Raw genomic sequence first — 18,986 nt, forward strand, 5'->3', positions numbered from 1 at the left:
CCCCGGCGCGAGCCTCCACCGCGAGGCGCTGGCGTGGTTCGCCGCCGCCGCGGGCCTGACGCCGGCACCTGCCTTCGTCTGCGACGCCTCGGTTGCCGATGCCGAGGGTCGCCCGGTGCCGCAGTTCGGCGCGGCCGTGGATTTCGACGCCCTGCTCGAGGCCCCGGTCACGGGCCTCACGCTTGCGGTGGAGCGCAGCCTCTATCTGAACACAGGCCTTCACGCCGATGCGGCGGACGGCGATGCGTCCCGCCTTCGGCTGCTGCTCCATCTTGCCCGGCAGGGGCTCGTCGGCCACGTGCCCCATGCGCTCGTTTCCCTCGACGGGTCGCCGGCGGTCTCCGACGCGACCATGACCGCGCGGTGGCGGCCGTGCTCGGCGAGGCCGGGCTGTCGGACCGTGTGGCGACGCACCGCCCCGGTCCCGGCCGGCCGCTCGACATCCGCTGGGCCTCCGCCGAGCCGGCGCCGCGCCTGTCGGTGCTGATCGCCAGCCGCGACAACCCCGACGATCTCGGTACCATGGTCGAGAGCCTGTTTGCCCGGGCCGACCGGCCGCAGGGGCTGGAGATCGTCGTCGTCGACAACGGCAGCCGCACCGAGGCGGGCAAGGCGATGCTGGCCAAGCTGGCGGACCGGGCCGCGTGTCGGTGCTGCCGCGCGACGTGCCGTTCAACTGGTCATTCCTCAACAACGAGGCGCTGGGGGCCGCCGCCGGCGAGATCGTGGTCTTTGCCAACGACGACATGGAGATGCTGAGCACCGGCTGGGACGACCGCCTGCGCGGCCTGCTGGCCCGGCCGGAGGTCGGCGCCGTCGGCGCGCGCCTGCTCTATCCCGACCGCACCGTGCAGCATGCCGGGGTGCTGATGGGCTGGAAGGGCAGCGTGATCCACGACGGGCTGCACGAAGCCGAGGACGCCGAGGGACCGGGCCGGCGCTGGGCGGTGACCCGTGCGACGGCCGCCGTCACCGGCGCCTTCCTCGCCGCCCGCAAGGCCGATGTCGTGGCTGCTGGCGGGCTCGACGACCGCTTCCTGCCGGTCGCCTACAGCGACATCGATCTGGCCCTCAAGCTGCGGGCGAGGGGGCTGCGCATTCTCGTCACCCCGCGCATCGAGCTGATCCATCACGAGTCGAAGAGCCGCGGCCTCGACCACACCGACCCGGCACGCGCCGCCCGCAACCGCGCCGAGGCGGAGGTGATGGCCGCCCGCTGGGGCGCGGCGATGATCGCCGACCCCGGCCGCCCCCCGGCCTATGTCCAGGACACGATGCCCTTCCGCCTCATTGTCGCCCCCTCGCAGGCGATCGTGCTCGACCACATCCGCCTGACGGCGGCGCCGAACCTCTGGGCGACCGCCGCGATCGATCCGGCGCTGCCGCACCCCCCGGTCTGAGATCCACCTCGAGACCGGCTGACAGGAAGGACGAGCCCGAGATGGAGTTTCATCCCACCGCCATTCCCGACGTCGTCATCATCGAGCCGAAACGGCATGGCGATGCGCGCGGGCTGTTCGCCGAGACCTTCCGGCAGGACCGGTTCGACGCGGTGGTAGGCCGGACGGTATTCGTGCAGGACAACCACTCGATCTCGGCGGCGGCGGGCACGATCCGCGGCCTGCATTTCCAGCGCCCGCCGGCAGCGCAGGGCAAGCTGGTGCGCTGCACGAAGGGGCGGATCCTTGACGTGGCGGTCGACATCCGCGCCGGCTCGCCGACCTTCGGGCGCCATGTGGCCGTGGAGCTTTCAGCGGACAACTGGCGCCAGCTCTGGCTTCCGGCCGGCTTTGCCCACGGCTTCTGCACGCTGGAGGCGGATTGCGAAGTCGTCTACAAGACGACGGATTACTACAGCGCGGCCGACGACGCGGGGCTTGCCTTCGACGATCCGGATCTTGCCATCGACTGGCCGGTGGCCGCGGCCGACGCGGTGCTCTCCGAAAAGGATCGCCGTCAGCCGGCCTTCGCCGACCTCGGCCTCGTCTTCGATGTCGTCCCTGCTCCGGAGACCCTGTGACGATGCGCGTGCTGGTGACGGGCGGGGCGGGCTTCATCGGCTCGGAGGTGGTGCGGCAACTGGTGATCGACCGCGGCGCCGAGGTGCTGACCGTCGACAAGCTGACCTATGCCGGCACGCTGGAGTCCCTGCGCAGCGTCGGCAATCATTCCAACCACCGCTTCCTCCGGGCCGACGTCTGCGACGGCGCGGCGATGGCGGCGGCCTTCGCCGACTTCCGGCCGACCCACGTGATGCATCTCGCCGCCGAGAGCCACGTCGACCGGTCGCTGACCGGTCCGGCCGACTTCGTCGCGACCAATCTCGTCGGCACCTACACGCTGCTGGACGCGGCGCGCCGGTATCGGGAGGGCCTCGCGGCCCCCGAGCGCGACGATTTCCGCCTGCTGCATGTCTCCACCGACGAGGTCTACGGCTCGCTCGGGCCGGACGGCCTGTTCGACGAGACGACGCGCTACGATCCGTCCTCGCCCTATTCGGCCTCCAAGGCCGGCGCGGACCATCTCGCCACCGCCTGGCAGCGCAGCTACGGCCTGCCGGTCGTGATCTCCAACTGCTCGAACAACTACGGCCCCTACCATTTCCCCGAGAAGCTGATTCCGCTGACGATCCTCAACGCCATGGAGGGCAAGGCGCTGCCTGTCTATGGCGACGGCCAGCAGATCCGCGACTGGCTCTATGTCGCCGACCACGCCCGGGCGCTGATCCTGATCGCCGAACGCGGCCGGCCGGGCGAGAAATACAATGTCGGCGGGCGCAACGAGCGGACCAATCTCGACGTCGTGCGCCAGATCTGCGGCCACCTCGACCGGCTGCGGCCGGCCGGCGCGCCCCATGCCCGGCTGATCTCCCACGTCGACGACCGGCCGGGCCACGACCGGCGCTACGCCATCGATGCAACCAAGATCGAGAGCGAACTCGGCTGGCGGGCGCAGGACACCTTCGAGACCGGCATCGAGAAGACCGTTGGCTGGTATCTCGACAACGAGTGGTGGTGGGGGCCGCTCCGGCGCCGGGTCTATGGCGGCGAGCGGCTGGGCCTTGTGCCCGCCGCACCAACGGAGGTGGTGACGTGATGCGGATCGTGGTCACGGGACGCTCGGGACAGGTGGCGCGGGCGCTCGCCGAGCGGGCGGCGGGCTCGGATGTCGAGATCGTCACGCTCGCCCGGCCCGACGTCGATCTCACCGATCCGGATTCGGTGGCCATCGCCATCCACGGCGCGGCGCCCGATGCGATCATCTCGGCCGCGGCCTGGACCGCCGTCGACCAGGCCGAGGCCGAGCCGGCGGCGGCGATGCGGGTCAACGGCACGGCGCCGGGGCGGATCGCCGATGCGGCGCGCGACCTCGGCGTGCCCTTGGTGCATCTCTCCACCGACTACGTGTTCGACGGCACCAAGGCCGGCGCCTATGTGGAGACCGACCGGCCCGGTCCGCTGCAGGTCTATGGCGCAACCAAGCTCGAAGGCGAGCGCCGGATCGCCGCGTCCGGCGCCTGCCACGCCATCCTTCGCACCTCCTGGGTCTATGGCCCGACGGGCAGCAATTTCGTGCTGACCATGCTGCGCGCGGCCGAAGCCCGGCCGGTGCTCCGCGTCGTCGCCGACCAGTCTGGGGCGCCGACCTCGGCCCTCGACATTGCCGAGACGGCGCTTGCCGTGGCAAGGCGGCTTGCCGAGCGCCACGGCGACCCCGCCTCGCAGGGCGTGTTTCACATGACGGCGGCCGGAGAGGCGACCTGGGCGGACTTCGCCGAGGCGATCTTTGCCGGCGCCAGGGCGCGCGGGCTGCCGGCGGCCGAGGTCGAGCGCATCACCACGGCCGAGTATCCGCGCCCCGCCGCCCGGCCCGCCAACTCGCGCCTTCACTGCGAGCGCCTCGGCGCGGCCTACGGCCTGCGCCTGCCGCACTGGCGCGTCTCGCTGGAGAGCGTGCTCGACCGGATCGCGGCGGAGCGGCGGAAGATGCAGGGCGTGCAGGGGGCCGCGGTGGAAGGGGACGGACGGACATGAAGGGCATCATCCTCGCCGGCGGCAGCGGCACGCGGCTGCATCCGATGACCATCGTCACGTCGAAGCAGCTGCTGCCGGTCTACGACAAGCCGATGGTCTACTATCCGCTGACGACGCTGATGCTCGCCGGCATCCGCGACATCCTGATCATCTCGACGCCCCGCGACCTGCCGTCGTTCCAGATGCTGCTCGGCGACGGCGCGCAGTTCGGCATCAGCCTTTCCTATGCCGCGCAGCCGAGCCCGGACGGGCTGGCGCAGGCCTATGTGATCGGCGCCGATTTCGTCGCCGGCTCGCCGTCGGCGCTGATCCTCGGCGACAACATCTTCTACGGCCACGGCATGCCGGACCTGTTCCGCGCCGCCGCCAACCGGCCGCATGGCGCGACCGTGTTCGCCTATCACGTCAACGATCCGGAGCGGTATGGCGTGGTCGAGTTCGGCCCTGACCGGAAGGCGGTGTCGATCACCGAGAAGCCGGCGCGGCCCGCCTCCAACTGGGCGGTGACCGGGCTCTACTTCTACGATGCCGACGTGGTGGAGATCGCGGCGGGGCTCAAGCCGTCTGCGCGCGGCGAGCTGGAAATCACGGACGTCAACCGCGCCTATCTGGAGCGCGGCGACCTTGCCGTGGAGCTGATGGGCCGCGGCTTTGCCTGGCTCGACACCGGCACCCCGGACAGCCTGATCGAGGCCTCTGAATTCGTGGCCACGCTGGAGCGCCGCCAGGGCTTCAAGATCGCCTGTCCGGAGGAGGTCGCCTTCGAGATGGGCTATATCGACGCCGTGCAGGTCGAACGTCTCGCCGCCCCGCTCGGCAAGAGCGCCTACGGCCGCTATCTTCGCGAGATCGTGCTCGGCGACCGCCCCGACCGGCGCTGAACCATTCACCGGCTCGTCCCGGAGCCGAGGCAGGACAGGAGAGCGACCCATGTGCCGGACCTGCGACCACACGATCCACCGCGGCCAGCGCCACTACGGCTGGGACCGCGACTTTGCGCCGGTGCTGGTGGCCCGCTCGGGCGAGACGGCGCTGTTCCAGTGCCATGACGCCGCCAACGATCACTTCGACGCGGAGAGCACGGCGGCGGACATCGCCACACTCGACTTCGACAAGGTCAACCCGGTGTCCGGCCCGGTGTTCGTGGAGGGCGCCCGGCCGGGCGACGTGCTGAAGGTCGAGATCCTCGAGTTTGCGCCCTCCGGCTTCGGCTGGACCGCCAACATCCCGGGCTTCGGCCTGCTGGCCGATCAGTTCCCCGATCCGGCGCTGCACGTCTGGTCCTACGACCGCGATCTCGGGGGGCCGGGGCTGTTCGGGGCACGGGCGCGGGTGCCGCTCAAGCCCTTTGCCGGCACGATCGGCGTGGCGCCGGCCGAGGCCGGTCCCCATTCCGTGGTGCCGCCGCGCCGGGTCGGCGGCAATCTCGACATCCGGGATCTGGCCGCCGGGGCGACGCTCTACCTGCCGGTGGAGGTGGAGGGCGCGCTGTTCTCCATTGGCGACACCCACGCCGCTCAGGGCGACGGCGAGGTCTGCGGCACGGCGATCGAAAGCGCGATGGACGTGGCGCTGCGCTTCGAGGTGATCGCCGGCCGACCGCTGAAGATGCCGATGTTCGAGACGCCGGGGCCGGTGACCCGCCATCTCGACGGCAAGGGCTATGTGGCGACGACCGGCATCGGCCCGGACCTGATGACCGGCGCGCGCGACGCCGTGTCCGGCATGATCGACCACCTCTGCGCCAGCGAAGGCCTCGATCCGGTCGACGCCTACATGCTCTGCTCGGTCGCCGGCGACCTGCGGATCAGCGAGATCGTCGACGTGCCGAACTTCGTGGTGTCCTTCCATTTCCCGAAGACGGTGTTCGGCTGAACCGGCGGGCGCCTCGGGACGGCGGCGATCAGATCGCCGTCTTCAGGCTCTCGGCGATATAGGCCTCGCGCAGGCGGTTCGCGACGGGGCCGGGCGTGCCGTCGCCGATCGGCGTGCCGTCGATCGACACCACCGCCGTGACGAAGGTCGTCGCGAGGTGACGAAGCTTCGGCTGCGGCCTTCGCCTCGTCCGGCGTGAAGCCGCGCTCCTCGATCACGAGGCCCTGCTCGTGGGCGATCCGCAGCATCGCCGCGCGGGTGATGCCGCTCAGGATGTCCGGGCCGAGATGACGGGTGACGATCCGTCCGTCGGTGGTGACGATATGGGCGTTGTTGGAGGTGCCCTCGGTCACGAGGCCGTCGCGCACCAGCCAGGCGTCGTCGGCGCCCTGTTCCTTGGCCGCCATCTTGGCGAGCGAAGGGTAGAGCAGCTGGACCGTCTTGATGTCGCAGCGGCCCCAGCGCAGGTCGTCGACCAGCACGATCTTCGCGCCGCGCCGGGCCATCGGGCTGTCGATCAGCGTCTTGTTCTGGGTGAACAGCACGATCGTCGGCGGCACGGCCGGGTCCGGGAAGCCGAAGTCGCGCTCGGCGCTGCCGCGGCTGATCTGCAGGTAGACGAGGCCTTCGGTCACGCCGTTGTCGGCGACGAGCTTGCGATGGATCGCGAGCAGATCCGCTTCGCTGACCGGCAGCGTCATCTGCAGTTCGCCGAGCGAGCGATGCAGCCGGGCGACGTGGCCGGCAAAGTCGATGAGCCGGCCGTCGAGGACGGTCGTCACCTCGTAGACCGCATCGGCGAAGAGAAAGCCGCGGTCGAACACCGACACGCTGGCGGCAGACGCGGCGACATAGGCGCCGTTGACATAGACGATCCGTTCTGACGACACGCTTGCAACTCCGCTGCCGGCGACCCCTCGCGATCCCGGGCCGGCGCGATCCTTCGCGCGGCGCCCCGCCGGCGTCAAGACGCCGGCCCGCCGAGGGGGCAAGTCGGCGTCAAGACGCCGGTCCGGCAGGGGAGCAAGTTCGGCGTCAGGACGCCGGCCCTGACGACCGCCCTCAGTTCCCCGCGCGGTGGAGCAGGCCGCGGTAGATCTCGTCGTCGTCGCAGAGGCCCGCGAGGCGGCCGAGATTGTCGACGAGCAGGATCGGGTGGTTGGTGCGCCGCTTCAGCTCGATTGCCGCCTTGAGCTTGAGATCGACGGGGGCGACGATGACGTCGCAGTCGGTCTCGATCCGGCCGGTCTCCTCGTCGGCCTTGCCGAGCGTGCCGACGCGGCCGTTGAGCGTCACGCCGACCGGCCGGTCGCTGGGGTCGACCGAGACCTTCACCTCGCCGGCCTTGTCCAGCAGCACGCAGTCGCCGTCGCGCTTCAGGCTTTCGGTCGGGCGCATCACCGCATTGCCGCGCAGCACGTTGAGCGGGTTCATGTGCTTGACGAATTCGGCGACATAGGCGTTGGCCGGGCGCAGCAGGATGTCCTCGGCGGTGCCCTCCTGGACGATGCGGCCGCCCTCCATGATCGCGATCTTGTTGCCGAGCTTCAGCGCCTCGTCGAGGTCGTGGCTGACGAAGACGATGGTCTTCTGGATCCGCTTCTGGAGGTCGAGCAGTTCGTCCTGCAGCTTGTCGCGGATCAGCGGGTCGAGCGCCGAGAAGGGTTCGTCCATGAGCAGGATGTCGGCATCGGTGGCGAACGCCCGGGCAAGGCCGACGCGCTGCTGCATGCCGCCGGACAGTTCGTGGGCATACTTGTCGGCCCAGGCGGTGAGGCCGACCATCGCCAGCTTCTCGTCGACGATCCGGGTGCGCTCGGCCGCCGGTACGCCGCGCATCTCCAGCCCGAAGCCGGCATTCTCGCGCACGGTCCGCCACGGCAGCAGGCCGAACTGCTGGAACACCATCGACACGGTGTTGATGCGCACGTCGCGCAGCACCGCCTCGCTGCAGGAGGCGACATCCACCGCCTGCCCCTTGTGTTCCACCAGCACCTCGCCGCGGGCCACCTCGTTGAGGCGGTTGATCGCGCGCAGGATGGTGGACTTGCCCGAGCCCGACAGGCCCATCAGCACGCAGATCTGGCCGCGCTCGATCGAGAGCGACACGCCCGCGGCGCGAGCACGGAGCCGGTCTTCTCGAGGATCTCGTTGCGGGTCTTGCCCTCGTCGATCATGGCGAGGGCGGCCTTCTGGCGATCGCCGAAGACGATGTCGACGTTCCGGAATTCGACGGCGGCCATGTCAGCGTCCTTTCCGCTTGGTCTCGGGGCTCTTGCACACCCGGTCGAGAACGATGGCGAGGATGACGATCGCAAGGCCCGCCTCGAAGCCCATGGCGATGTTGACGGTGTTGAGCGCGCGCACCACCGGCTTGCCGAGGCCGTCGGCGCCGACCAGCGCCGCGATCACCACCATCGACAGCGCCAGCATGATGCACTGGGTGATGCCGGCCATGATCGTCGGCAGGGCGTAGGGCAGTTCCACCTTGTAGAGCAGCTGCCGCCTGGTGGCGCCGAAGGCCTTGCCGGCCTCGTAGAGCTGGGTCGGCACCGAGGAGACGCCGAGATGGGTCAGCCGGATCGGCGCCGGGATCGAGAAGATCACCGTCGAGATCACGCCCGGCACCACGCCGAGGCCGAACAGGATCAGCGTCGGGATCAGGTAGACGAAGGTCGGCACCGTCTGCATCAGGTCGAGCACCGGGCGCAGCGCCGCGTAGAAGCGCGGGTGGTGGGCGGCGGCGATGCCGACCGGCACGCCGATCAGCACGCAGATCACGGTCGCCACCAGCACCTGCGCCAGCGTCATCACCGTCTGGTCCCAGAAGCCGAGATTGGTGACGAGCAGCAGGCCGGCGAGGATGAACACCACGAGGCCGATCGAGCGATGCAGGAACCAGGCCCCCGCCGCGACGAGCGCGATCAGCAGCAGGGGCGGCACGGCGAGGAGGCCATCGGTCAGGCCCTCGATGCCGGTCTCGAGAACGACGGAGATGACGTCGAACACCACCTGGAACCGTGTGGTCAGGAAGTCGACGAAGTCCGCCATCGTCGATCCGAGCGGGATCTTGTGCGCGGTCAGCCAGTCAAACATGGAAGGCTCCTCGGGCTTCTCATCGAGGGAGGGATACGGCCGCGTCCGGAAGGCAGCCGCCACCAGTCGCCGGCTGCATCAAGCAGCGGCGTCGGGATCTGCGGGCGGACGGGGATCCCATCCGCCGGCCGTTCCGAAGGCTCGGGGGCGGCGCAGGGCGCCGCCGGGATCTCACAGGCCGAGGCTTGCCTTGACCGCATCGAGACCGGGCTGGCCGTCGAAGGTCGTCACGCCGTCGAGCCAGGGGCCGAGCGCGTCCGGATTTTCCTTCAGCCACGTGGTCGCGGCCGTCTCCGGGTCCATGCCGCCGTCGAGGATGTAGCCCATCACCACGTTTTCGACCGGCAGGGTGAACTTGAGGTTGGTGATGAACTTGCCGGCGTTCGGGCACTCGGCGATGTAGCCGGCGCGCACGTTGGTGTGGACGGTGGCACCACCGTAGTTCGGGCCGAACACGTCGTCTCCGCCGGAGAGATATTCCATTTCGAAGTTGGCGTTCATCGGATGCGGCGCCCAGCCGAGGAAGACGACCGCCTCTTCCTTCTTGGTGGCGCGGGCCACCTGGGCAAGCATGCCCTGCTCGCTGGACTCGACCACCTCGAAGCCCTTGAGGCCGAAGGTGTCGGCGGCGATCATGTCGAGGATCAGGCGGTTGCCGTCGTTGCCGGGCTCGATGCCGTAGATCTTGCCGTCGAGCTCGTCCTTGAACTTCACGATGTCGGCGAAGGACTTGAGGCCCTTGTCGAACAGGTATTTCGGCACGGCGAGGGTGTATTTCGCGCCCTCGAGGTTGGCGCCGATGGTCTCGACCGAGCCGTCGGCGCGGAAGGGCGCGATGTCGGCCTCCATGGTCGGCATCCAGTTGCCGAGGAAGACGTCGATGTCCTTGTTCTTCAGCGAGGTGTAGGTGACCGGCACCGAGAGCAGCTGGACCGTCGGCTCGTAGCCGAGACCCTTGAGGATCGTCGAGGCGATGCCGGTGGTCGCCGAGATGTCGGACCACCCGACGTCGGAGAAGCGCACGGTCTTGCAGGCGGCGTCATCCGCGGCGAGCGCCGGGCCGGCCATCAGCGGGGCGGCGATCAGGCCGCAGAGCAGCAGGGTGATGCGGGAAGGCGTGTGGGTCATGCTCGCTGTTCCTCTCGTTGTCCGGTGCGGCGAACCCCCTCGGCCGCATCCCTCAAACCGAATTCTATCGTCCCGCGACCGCCCGCGGCCGTGTCCGGGACGGCGGCGCCGGGACGCCGCGGCCACGACCATAGCGGCTGATGACCGCCTGGGCGATGGCCATGCGACGGCTGCAGTCCGCGCAGCGGTCCGCAGGTCGTCGTCTGGAGCGGCCCCGCGGACGCCGGAGCGGCGCGCGGGGCCGGCTCGGGAGAGTCGGTCGTGCTTGTTGGACGGAGAGTCAATCCGTCGTCCCCCTGCCGGCGTGTCGATGTCCGATCTCGCCCGCGACCTTGTCCCCTCGGAGGGTCGATGCCCCCTCTTGATTGATCATTCAATATCGAAAAATTCCACTTGTCACGTGCAAAAATCTAGCTGCACTGCGGGATAATGCCCAGAATATCGCCTTTCCTGTGGGCGGGAAGTTTTCTATTCAGGAAGGCCGATGCCAAGGAGCGCCCCACGAAGGGCGGACTTGCACCGGCGGTCGGCCGGTGTATTGTCTGGTCGTTCAATTGACTGCCCGGCTGGCGGGCCGCAACGCGAGGAGATCGACATGGCGAGAGTCGTGGCCGAAGACGTCCGGCGACGCGAGCCGGAGGATGTTCGCCGCCGCCAGCTGATCGAGGCGACGATCGAATCGCTCGCCGACAACGGCTTCAACGCCACGACCCTGTCGCAGATCGCCCGACGCGCCGGCGTGTCGCCCGGTCTGGTCGCCCATTATTTCGGCGACAAGGACGGATTGCTGGAGGCAACCCTGCGCCATCTGGCGGCGCGCATCGCCCGCGGCGTCGCCTCGCGGCTTGCCCGCGCAAGGCGTCCCCGCGACCGCATCATGGCGGTGGTGGACGCGAACCTTGCGCCGGAAGAGTTCGACCGGCGCTCCTGCACGGTCTGGCTCGCCTTCTGGGGCCAGGTGCTGCATTCGGAGCGGCTGCGCCGCGTGCAGAAGGTCTACCAGGGCCGGATGATCTCCAACCTCGCCCACCCGCTCGCCGGCCTCGTGCCGCGCGCCGAGGCGCGCCGGATCGCGATCTCGATCGCCGCCGTCATCGACGGGCTGTGGCTGCGCTCCACCCTTTCGGCCACCGACGAGACCGACAGCGCCGCGGCCCGCGCCATCGCCGCCGCCTTCGTCGACGCCCAGCTTTCCGTGACCCGCCCGCCGGCGCCTCTTCAGACCGGAGTTCCGACCGTGACCCCTGCCACCCCGATCCAGAACCACATCGGCGGGCGATTCCTCGCCAGCCGCAGCGGCGAGACCTTCCAGACCGTCAATCCGGCGACCGGTGAGGTTCTCGCCACGCTGGAGATCGCCGGCGAGGCGGAGGTCGAGGCGGCGGTCGCCGCCGCGGCGCGGGGGCAGGCGGTGTGGGGGGCGATGACCGGCGCCGAGCGCGGCCGGATCCTCAAGCGCGTCGCCGAACTCCTGCGCGCCCGCAACGACGAGCTGGCCGTGCTGGAGACCCGCGACACCGGCAAGCCGATCCAGGAGACCAGCGTCGTCGACGTGATCTCCGGCGCGGAATGCCTCGAATACTTCGCCGGCATCGCCTCGGGCCTGACCGGCGAGCATGTCGACCTCGGTCCCTCGGCCTTCGGCTACACGCGGCGCGAGCCGCTCGGCATCGTCGCCGGCATCGGCGCTTGGAACTACCCGCTGCAGATCGCCTGCTGGAAGTCGGCGCCCGCGCTCGCCTGCGGCAACGCGATGATCTTCAAGCCGGCCGAACTCACGCCGCTCAGCGCGGTCAAGCTCGCCGAGATCATGACCGAGGCGGGCGTGCCCGACGGGGTGTTCAACGTGGTGCAGGGCTTTGCCGACACCGGCCGCCTGCTGACGCGCCATCCGAAGATCGCCAAGGTCTCGCTGACCGGCGAGGTCGGGACCGGCAAGAAGGTGATGGCCGACGCTGCCGGCACCCTGAAGCAGGTGACGCTGGAGCTCGGCGGCAAGTCGCCGCTGATCGTCTTCCCCGACGCCGACCTCGACGATGCCGTCTCCGGCGCCATGCTCGGCAACTTCTATTCGGCCGGCGAGGTCTGCTCGAACGGCACCCGCGTCTTCGTGCACGAGGATGTGGTCGACGCCTTCACCGACAGGCTCGTCGCCCGTGTCCGGGCGATGAAGATCGGCGATCCGCAGGATCCGGACACCCAGGTCGGGGCGCTGATCTCCACGGCGCACATGGACAAGGTGCTGGCCGCGATCGCGGCGGGCAAGGCGGGCGGCGCCCGGCTGCTCGTCGGCGGCGGGCGGCATGTGGACGGCGCCTGCGCGAACGGCTGTTTCGTCGAGCCGACGGTGTTTGCCGGCTGCGCCGACGACATGACCATCGTGCGCGAGGAGATCTTCGGCCCGGTGATGTCGGTTCTCACCTTCCGCGACGAGGCGGAGGTGATTGCCCGGGCCAATGCCACCGACTTCGGGCTGGCCGCCGGCGTGTTCACGAAGGATCTGGCGCGGGGGCACCGGGTGGTCGCGCAGCTTCAGGCCGGCACCTGCTGGATCAACCACTACAACATCACGCCGATCGAGCTGCCGTTTGGCGGCGTGAAGCAGTCCGGCCTCGGCCGCGAGAATTCGAAGGCGGCCATCGAGCATTATACGCAGCTGAAAAGCGTCTACGTGAACCTCGGCAAGGTCGACGCACCTTACTGAGCCGGACCGTGCTGCGATGGCGAAAGACATGACCATGACCACATCCGGGACCACATCCGAGGCCACCTTCGACTATGTGATCGTCGGCGCCGGTTCGGCCGGCTGCGTGCTCGCCGACCGTCTGTCGGAGGACGGAGCGAGCCGCGTGCTGGTGCTCGAATACGGCGGGTCGGACCGCTCGATCTTCATCCAGATGCCGAGCGCGCTGTCCATCCCGATGAACATGCGCAGATACAACTGGATGTACGAGAGCGAGCCGGAGCCCGGCCTCGGCGGTCGCCGCATGCACTGCCCGCGCGGCAAGGTGCTCGGCGGCTCCTCGTCGATCAACGGCCTCGTCTACGTGCGCGGCAACCCGGCCGACTTCGACCGCTGGCAGGACGAGGGCGCGCGCGGCTGGTCCCACGCCGACGTGCTGCCCTATTTCCGCCGGGCGGAGAGCCGGCAGGAGGGGGGCGACGAGTATCGCGGCGACGCGGGGCCGCTCGCCACTCGCTACGGCACGCTGAAGAACCCGCTCTACCACGCCTTCGTCGATGCCGCGCTGCAGGCCGGCTATCCGGCGACCTCCGACATCAACGGCCATTCCCAGGAAGCTTCGGCCGGATGGACATGACCGTGAAGGGCGGCGTGCGCTGGTCGGCGGCCAACGCCTATCTCAAGCCGGCGATGAAGCGGCCGAATCTCGCCGTCGAGACCCATGCCCGCGTGCTCGGCGTGGTGTTCGAGGGCCGGCGCGCGGTCGGCGTCCGCTATGCGCAGGGCGGCGAGGAAAAATTCGTGCGCGCGGGCCGCGAGGTGATCCTCTCCGGCGGGCCGATCAATTCGCCGCAGTTGCTGAAACTCTCCGGCATCGGTCCGGCGGCGGAGCTGAAGGACCACGGCATCGCCGTCGTCCACGATCTTCCCGGCGTCGGCGAGAACCTGCAGGACCACCTCGAATTCTACTTCCAGGTCGCCAGCCGGGAGCCGATCACGCTCTATTCGTCGATGGGCCTGCTGCCGCGGGCGCTGATCGGGCTGCGCTGGCTGCTGCGCCGCGACGGGCTCGGCGCGACCAATCATTTCGAGAGCTGCGGCTTCATCCGCTCGCGCGCGGGGATTCCCTATCCGGACATCCAGTACCATTTCCTGCCGCTGGCCGTGTCCTACGACGGCAAGGGCCTTGCCTCCGAACACGGCTTCCAGGCCCATGTCGGGCCGATGCGCTCGAAAAGCCGCGGCTGGGTGCGGCTGGCGTCGGCCGATCCGGCCGAGGCGCCGCGGATCTTCTTCAACTACATGAGCCACCCGGACGACCGGACGGAGATGCGCGCCTGCGTGCGGCTGACCCGCGAGATCTTCGCGCAGGCGGCCTTCGACCGCTGGCGGGGCCGCGAGATCCAGCCCGGCGCCGATGTCGTCACCGACGAGCAGATCGACGCCTTCGTCGCGCAGAAGGTCGAGAGCGCCTATCACCCGTCCTGCACGGCGAAGATGGGCGCGAAGAACGATCCGATGGCGGTGGTCGATCCGCAAGCCCGGGTCTACGGCGTGGAGGGGCTGCGCGTGGTCGATTCCTCGATCATGCCGTCGATCACCACCGGCAATCTCAATGCGCCGACGATCATGCTGGCCGAGAAGGCGGCGGACCACATCCGCGGCCGCGCACCGCTTGCTGCCAGCAATGCCGGCTACTTCCGCGCCGCCGACTGGCAGACCGCCCAGCGCTGACGCCGTCCGGCACCGGCCCGCGCCGGCGGGTCGGTGCGCGCTCCGGCGCGGGCAAAAAAAAGCCGCCTTGCGGCGGCCTGAAGTCTTAGGGAGGAAACGCCCTAAAGAGGGCATGCACAAGATGACCGATTTCGCGGTATTGTGCAATGCAACATTCGCATGGCTGCCTTGCGGCGAACACAAGCGAACACAAGCGAAAGCGACGGCATCGATCGCATGGAGCGCGGACCGCGTCTGCAGGCGCGACGCGATGCCCACGAGGCCCGGCCGACCAAGGCATCGGCGCAGAAGCACGGCGCGCAGCCGCTGTAGGTTGCGCCCCTGATGCCAGGTCAAAAAAAAGCCGCCTTGCGGCGGCCTGAAGTCTTAGGGAGGAAACGCCCTAAAGAGGGCATGCACAACATGACCGAATTCGCCGCTTTGTGCAATGCAACATGCGCATGGCTGCCTTGCCGCTCTGGTATGCCAGATGGCTGCGGCAGACCGACGCGGGCAGGCGTCAGCCGAAGACGTCGGCCAGCTGTTCGGCGCCGGGGCCTTCCTTGATGTCGCGCAGGCGCATGTAGAGGGCCACCACGACACAGGAGCTGAGCCCGAGCATCGCGGCGCTGAACACGCTTTCGACGATCGCCGTGACGATCAGGAGCGCGGTCGTGTCCATGGTGTCGGCAAGGCCCACCAGCACGAAGCCGAGCAGCATCGACATGGACAAGAGCATCAGCAGCATGGCGATGCCGAACACCACATAGGCGCCGACGATCGGCCAGCGATATTCCTTCGTCAGCTCCGAACTGCGGGCGAGCGCGCCATAGCTGCCGTCCTCGATCACGATCGCGGGCAGGAACAGGCCCCAGCGGGCGTAGACATAGATGCCCGGCACGAGCAGCAGCGCAAAGCCGATGCCCGCGGCCACGCCCAGCACGATCGAGAGGGCAATGATCGGCAGCATCTTGACGATCGCTACCGCGACATAGGCCCGGATGTCGGTCGGCCGGCCGATCCGCGCGCATAGGCGGCGAGCATGACCGAGCCGCCGACCACGGCATAGACCAGCAGCGACAGGCCCATCAGCACGACGATGCCGAGCATCGACGGATCTCCGGCCGGCTGCTGGGTCGCCAGATCCATCGGCACCAGCGCGAAGGACAGAAGCTGAAAGGCCAGCATCGGCAGGAAGGGCACCGCGGTGAGCAGGACGATGTTGCGGAAGTAGAGCGAGAAGGCGTCGCTGACGATGCGCCCGACGCCGAGCGGCGGAAGATGCTGGGGAGGCGTGCTGTCGGACATGGAGACCTCGCGGGAACGCGGCCGGCTGCAGGCGGCAGCGGACGGTCGCATCCGGATGAACGGCGGTTGCCGTGGACGGGTGACACGGGGAGGAGAGGACGGCGCACGGGAGGATTGCAGAAGCCGCAAGGACTGTCCATGGGCGGTCCCGCCACGGGACCACGCGGCCATCAGCCCTTTCCTTCAGGGCGCGCGCCCGCAGCGGCTGACCCTTCAGCGGCGTAGTGCTTGTCGGCGCGTGCCTCGCCGAACAGCTGGCGCTTTTCCAGATGCGCCCGCTGCGCGACGTAGAATGCGGCGAGGAAATCCCGGGTCTCGTCCGGGCGCACCGCGTCCTCGAAGACGATGCGGCCGCGGATGCGTTCGGCGACGGTGGCGAGGCTGGCAAGATGGCGCTTCGCCTCGCCGCGCCGCGTCGAGGCCGGCGTCTGCAGCAACTGCTCCAGCACCTGAAGCTCATAGGCGCCGTAATGGTCGAGCTGATGCGGCAGGAAGACGAAGCGCGGCACGGCCGTGGCGGCGACCTCGGCCAGATCCGGCAGCAGCACGGCCTTCGGCAGGCTGATCACCACCGTGCCGGCGATGAGGTCGCCGATCCGCTGGTTGCGCCGGCTGAACACCGGCACCGCCAGTGTGCCGAGCACCCAGACGAGCGAGAGGGCGGAGTCGAGCCCCCCCTCGTCCCCCAGGGCGGCCAGCAGGAAGCCCATCGGCAGGAAGACCTCGACCTCCTTCATCAGGTTGCGCACGACGATCTGGTGGGTGGTGAGGCCGCGGCCGTTGGCCGAGACGACGCGCATCGCGCCGATCCGCTTGCCGACGGTCTGGCCGTTCCACAGCAACTCGGAGACGAGATAGTAGGGTGTGCGCACGGCGAAGAACAGCAGGGCGCTGATGGCGGGGATCGGCGTCACCATGTCGGCGCGCGACAGCGTCATCGACAGGAGCACGACGAGGGCGATGACCAGCACGCCGCTCAGCAGCAGGTCCAGCACCTGCGCGGTGAAGCGGGCGCCGAGGCTGGCGATCTCGAAGTCGAGCGGCACGCCCTCGGGGGCCAGCAGGCGCAGGATCCGGCGCGCCGGAGCGGCCGGGCGCCGGCGGACCCTTGATTTTCCCTCCGGCGGCTTGCGGCGGCGGAACAGCTTCATCGGCCGTCCTCCCTGACGGCAGACCCCCGTCCGGCCAGCAGGAGCCAGCCGAGCCACAGGGCGCCGACCCCCCAGCCGATGGCGATGCGCGGCCCGATGCCGGTGACGAGCTGGCGGGCAAAGCCTTCCAGCAGGGCGGCCGCCACCAGCATCACGGCAGCGAGCACCGCCAGCTTGGCGGCATCGTGCCCGGCATGGCGCAGCGCGTCGCGGCGGGTCCGGCGGCCGGGAAACAGCACGGCAAGGCCGAGCCGGAATCCGCCCGCGGTGGCGATGACGATCGCGGCAAGCTCCGTGACGCCGTGGATCGACAGCCAGGCGAACAGGTCGAGCCCGAGGTCGCGGTCGGCGTGGAGGCCGGCGAAGACGCCGAGGATCAGCCCGTTGTAGAAGGCGAGCAGGAAGCTCGGCAGGCAGGCGGCCACCCCGAGGCCGAAGGCGAGGATGGCAATGCCGGTGTTGTGGGAAAAGAGATAGGTGGCAAAGGCGCCGAGTTCGCCGAGCGGCGAGCCGCCGGTGTCGTAGAGCACCGCTTCCAGCTGCTCGCGGCTGCTGGCCGGCCCGCGTCCGTCCGCCAGCGAGCCGGGCATGAAGGTGCTGTACCAGCTGCTGTCCTCGCGAAAGAGCAGGAAGCCGGCGACCGCGCCGAGGACGAGGGCGAGGGTGGCGAGGGCGAGCGCCAGGCCCGACCGGCGGATCGCGCCCGGCGCGCCCGTGGTGAAGAAGCGCCGCACCACGCCGCCGAGCCGTTCGCGCGGGGCGTAGACGGCGAGATAGGCCCGGCAGCACAGGGCGTCGAGATAGGCGAGCAGGGCCTTGTCGAGCGAGATCTCGCGGGCGACCGACAGGGCGTTCAGCGCCTCGCGGTAGAGAAGCGCCAGGTCGCGCGCCTCCTCGAAGTCGAGGGCGCCGGCACCCGACCGCTCCACCCGAGTGACGATCGCATCGAGGCGGCGCCAGCCGGCCTCGCGCTCGCGGCGAAAGCGGCTGGAGCGGATCGGGTCGGCGGGATCGCTCATATGACCTCCCGGCTCTTGATGGCGAGATAGGCCGAGATCAGCCGGCCGCCCACGTGTTCGGGCGCGGTCTCGATGCAGACGACGCCGAGACGGGAGAGGCGCTCCAGCACCAGCCGCCGCTCCTTCAGCATCGCCTCGGCCGAGACGGCGGCGGCGACCTCGGCCAGGCTCGCGGGGGCGACGCGGGCGAGCCGCACCAGTTCGGCATCGCGCAGGGTGACGAAGATCACCACGTGGCGCCGGTTGAGCAGGGTGACGTTTTCCACCAGCAGCTCGGCGGTGGTGGTGTCGACGAAGTCGGTGAAGACGACGACGAGGCTGCGCCGCTTCAGCCGCTGATGGAGATGGGCGAGGCCGAGGGTGTGGTTGGTCTCGCTCTCGGCATAGGCAAGGCCGGCGGTGTGGCTGCGCAGGCGGGCGAAGGCGCCGCGGCCGGGCTCGGCCGGCAGGAACAGGCGCGGCCGGGCGTCGAAGGCGTAGAGGCCGATCTGGTCGCCGCCGATCACCGCCGCCCAGGCCAGCGCCAGCGCGGCGTCGATCTGGTGGTCGATGCGCGGACGCCCCTCGATCTCCTCGCGCATCAGCCGGCCGTTGTCGAGGGCGAGGACCACATGATGGTTGCGCTCGGCCCGCATCTCGCGGGCGAGCAGGCTGCCGTGGCGGGCCGAGCGCTTCCAGTCGATGGTGCGGCTGTCCATGCCGCGCACGAAGTCGCGCAGCTGGTGGAAGTCCGAGCCCTCGCCGCGCAGGATGTTCTCCTTCACCCCGTGGAGCGCGGAGCGGACCATGGTGTCGATGCGCCCGCTGGTGACCGGGCGGATGTTCGGCACCACCGCGATCGGGACATCCACCGCCATCCGGCGCACCACCTCGACGAGGCCGAGCGGCCCCTGCCAGCGCAGCCACAGCGCCGGGATCATCCAGACGCCGCGGCGGCGGGCGACCAGCGGCAGGGCGGCGCGGCCGACGCCGCCCGACG

Annotated in this window: 16 protein-coding genes and 3 pseudogenes; 9 read left to right on the forward strand and 10 right to left on the reverse strand. The window is 69.7% G+C overall.

Translation table 11 applies throughout. From position 1 onward, the window contains the following. The coding region (locus A6302_RS22280) for a hypothetical protein (RefSeq protein WP_141703797.1) at positions 1-298 on the reverse strand (298 nt) is incomplete at its 3' end. Between the two features lie 65 nt (positions 299-363). Here A6302_RS22280 and A6302_RS22285 point away from each other — a divergent pair. Genes A6302_RS22285 through A6302_RS14415 form a run of 7 tightly spaced genes read left to right on the forward strand, consistent with a single transcriptional unit; the run spans position 364 to position 5,909 of the window. Continuing rightward, complete coding sequence (locus A6302_RS22285) at positions 364-759, forward strand: glycosyltransferase family 2 protein (protein WP_141703799.1); 396 nt, start codon at positions 364-366, stop codon at positions 757-759. Beyond that, complete coding sequence (locus tag A6302_RS14390) at positions 645-1,400, forward strand: glycosyltransferase family protein (protein WP_069307621.1); 756 nt, start codon at positions 645-647, stop codon at positions 1,398-1,400. The genes A6302_RS22285 and A6302_RS14390 overlap by 115 nt, the downstream gene beginning before the upstream one ends. A 41-nt stretch (positions 1,401-1,441) precedes the next feature. Then, positions 1,442-2,020 carry a dTDP-4-dehydrorhamnose 3,5-epimerase gene (rfbC, locus tag A6302_RS14395; RefSeq protein ID WP_069307622.1) on the forward strand — a complete coding sequence of 193 codons (579 nt, stop codon included), beginning with the start codon at positions 1,442-1,444 and terminating at the stop codon, positions 2,018-2,020. 2 nt (positions 2,021-2,022) lie between these two features. After that, a complete protein-coding gene (gene rfbB, locus A6302_RS14400) occupies positions 2,023-3,096 on the forward strand; it encodes a dTDP-glucose 4,6-dehydratase (protein WP_069307623.1) in 1,074 nt (357 codons plus the stop codon). Next, positions 3,096-4,034: a dTDP-4-dehydrorhamnose reductase gene (gene rfbD / locus A6302_RS14405; RefSeq protein ID WP_069307624.1), complete on the forward strand. Its 939-nt coding sequence runs from the start codon at positions 3,096-3,098 to the stop codon at positions 4,032-4,034. The genes rfbB and rfbD overlap by 1 nt, the downstream gene beginning before the upstream one ends. Continuing rightward, positions 4,031-4,915 carry a glucose-1-phosphate thymidylyltransferase RfbA gene (rfbA, locus tag A6302_RS14410; RefSeq protein WP_069307625.1) on the forward strand — a complete coding sequence of 295 codons (885 nt, stop codon included), beginning with the start codon at positions 4,031-4,033 and terminating at the stop codon, positions 4,913-4,915. The genes rfbD and rfbA overlap by 4 nt, the downstream gene beginning before the upstream one ends. Positions 4,916-4,964: 49 nt before the next feature. After that, the gene (locus tag A6302_RS14415) at positions 4,965-5,909 is read left to right on the forward strand and encodes an acetamidase/formamidase family protein (RefSeq protein ID WP_069307626.1); all 945 of its coding nucleotides are present in this window, start codon (positions 4,965-4,967) and stop codon (positions 5,907-5,909) included. 28 nt (positions 5,910-5,937) lie between these two features. Here the strand turns inward: A6302_RS14415 and A6302_RS14420 are convergent. The 4 genes and pseudogenes from A6302_RS14420 to A6302_RS14435 form a co-directional block, all read right to left on the reverse strand. Continuing rightward, positions 5,938-6,799 (reverse strand): annotated as a pseudogene (locus tag A6302_RS14420) (D-amino-acid transaminase). A 172-nt stretch (positions 6,800-6,971) separates the two neighbouring features. Next, positions 6,972-8,152: pseudogene (gene choV, locus A6302_RS14425) on the reverse strand (choline ABC transporter ATP-binding protein). Position 8,153: 1 nt separating this feature from the next. After that, positions 8,154-9,005, reverse strand: a complete 852-nt coding sequence (gene choW, locus A6302_RS14430) for a choline ABC transporter permease subunit (protein ID WP_069307627.1) — start codon at positions 9,003-9,005, stop codon at positions 8,154-8,156. A 171-nt stretch (positions 9,006-9,176) separates the two neighbouring features. Further along, positions 9,177-10,133 (reverse strand): choline ABC transporter substrate-binding protein, encoded by a 957-nt coding sequence (locus A6302_RS14435; protein WP_083255788.1) that lies wholly within the window; start codon positions 10,131-10,133, stop codon positions 9,177-9,179. Between the two features lie 595 nt (positions 10,134-10,728). Here A6302_RS14435 and betB point away from each other — a divergent pair. Both betB and betA read left to right on the forward strand, forming a co-directional pair. Continuing rightward, positions 10,729-12,837 (forward strand): betaine-aldehyde dehydrogenase, encoded by a 2,109-nt coding sequence (gene betB / locus A6302_RS14440; RefSeq protein WP_069307628.1) that lies wholly within the window; start codon positions 10,729-10,731, stop codon positions 12,835-12,837. A gap of 34 nt (positions 12,838-12,871) precedes the next feature. Then, a pseudogene (gene betA / locus A6302_RS14445) lies at positions 12,872-14,550 on the forward strand (choline dehydrogenase). A 499-nt stretch (positions 14,551-15,049) separates the two neighbouring features. On the opposite strand, the gene A6302_RS14450 reads toward betA, so the two are convergent. From A6302_RS14450 to A6302_RS14470, 5 genes are all read right to left on the reverse strand, one after another. Then, positions 15,050-15,499 (reverse strand): glycerophosphoryl diester phosphodiesterase membrane domain-containing protein, encoded by a 450-nt coding sequence (locus tag A6302_RS14450; protein WP_069307629.1) that lies wholly within the window; start codon positions 15,497-15,499, stop codon positions 15,050-15,052. Positions 15,500-15,510: 11 nt separating this feature from the next. Then, positions 15,511-15,837 carry a hypothetical protein gene (locus tag A6302_RS14455; RefSeq protein WP_069307630.1) on the reverse strand — a complete coding sequence of 109 codons (327 nt, stop codon included), beginning with the start codon at positions 15,835-15,837 and terminating at the stop codon, positions 15,511-15,513. A 170-nt stretch (positions 15,838-16,007) separates the two neighbouring features. After that, positions 16,008-16,988, reverse strand: a complete 981-nt coding sequence (locus tag A6302_RS14460) for an RDD family protein (protein ID WP_083255789.1) — start codon at positions 16,986-16,988, stop codon at positions 16,008-16,010. Then, positions 16,985-18,007, reverse strand: a complete 1,023-nt coding sequence (locus A6302_RS14465; protein WP_069307631.1) for a stage II sporulation protein M — start codon at positions 18,005-18,007, stop codon at positions 16,985-16,987. The genes A6302_RS14460 and A6302_RS14465 overlap by 4 nt, the downstream gene beginning before the upstream one ends. Then, positions 18,004-18,986: DUF58 domain-containing protein (locus tag A6302_RS14470; protein WP_069307632.1), on the reverse strand; the 983-nt coding region annotated here is incomplete at its 5' end. The genes A6302_RS14465 and A6302_RS14470, both read right to left, overlap by 4 nt.

Source organism: Methylobrevis pamukkalensis (assembly GCF_001720135.1).
In the GTDB taxonomy this organism is placed as follows: Bacteria; Pseudomonadota; Alphaproteobacteria; order Rhizobiales; family Pleomorphomonadaceae; genus Methylobrevis; species Methylobrevis pamukkalensis.

What these genes read in the sequence shown, in the direction of transcription:
- betB (WP_069307628.1), top strand. Translation starts at nt 10,729, where the DNA reads ATGGCGAGAGTCGTGGCCGAAGACGTCCGGCGACGCGAGCCGGAGGAT.
- A6302_RS14455 (WP_069307630.1), bottom strand. Translation starts at nt 15,837, where the DNA reads ATGTCCGACAGCACGCCTCCCCAGCATCTTCCGCCGCTCGGCGTCGGG.
- rfbD (WP_069307624.1), top strand. Translation starts at nt 3,096, where the DNA reads ATGCGGATCGTGGTCACGGGACGCTCGGGACAGGTGGCGCGGGCGCTC.
- A6302_RS14450 (WP_069307629.1), bottom strand. Translation starts at nt 15,499, where the DNA reads ATGCTGCCGATCATTGCCCTCTCGATCGTGCTGGGCGTGGCCGCGGGC.
- A6302_RS14465 (WP_069307631.1), bottom strand. Translation starts at nt 18,007, where the DNA reads ATGAGCGATCCCGCCGACCCGATCCGCTCCAGCCGCTTTCGCCGCGAG.
- rfbB (WP_069307623.1), top strand. Translation starts at nt 2,023, where the DNA reads ATGCGCGTGCTGGTGACGGGCGGGGCGGGCTTCATCGGCTCGGAGGTG.
- A6302_RS14460 (WP_083255789.1), bottom strand. Translation starts at nt 16,988, where the DNA reads ATGAAGCTGTTCCGCCGCCGCAAGCCGCCGGAGGGAAAATCAAGGGTC.
- rfbA (WP_069307625.1), top strand. Translation starts at nt 4,031, where the DNA reads ATGAAGGGCATCATCCTCGCCGGCGGCAGCGGCACGCGGCTGCATCCG.
- rfbC (WP_069307622.1), top strand. Translation starts at nt 1,442, where the DNA reads ATGGAGTTTCATCCCACCGCCATTCCCGACGTCGTCATCATCGAGCCG.
- A6302_RS14415 (WP_069307626.1), top strand. Translation starts at nt 4,965, where the DNA reads ATGTGCCGGACCTGCGACCACACGATCCACCGCGGCCAGCGCCACTAC.
- A6302_RS14435 (WP_083255788.1), bottom strand. Translation starts at nt 10,133, where the DNA reads ATGACCCACACGCCTTCCCGCATCACCCTGCTGCTCTGCGGCCTGATC.
- choW (WP_069307627.1), bottom strand. Translation starts at nt 9,005, where the DNA reads ATGTTTGACTGGCTGACCGCGCACAAGATCCCGCTCGGATCGACGATG.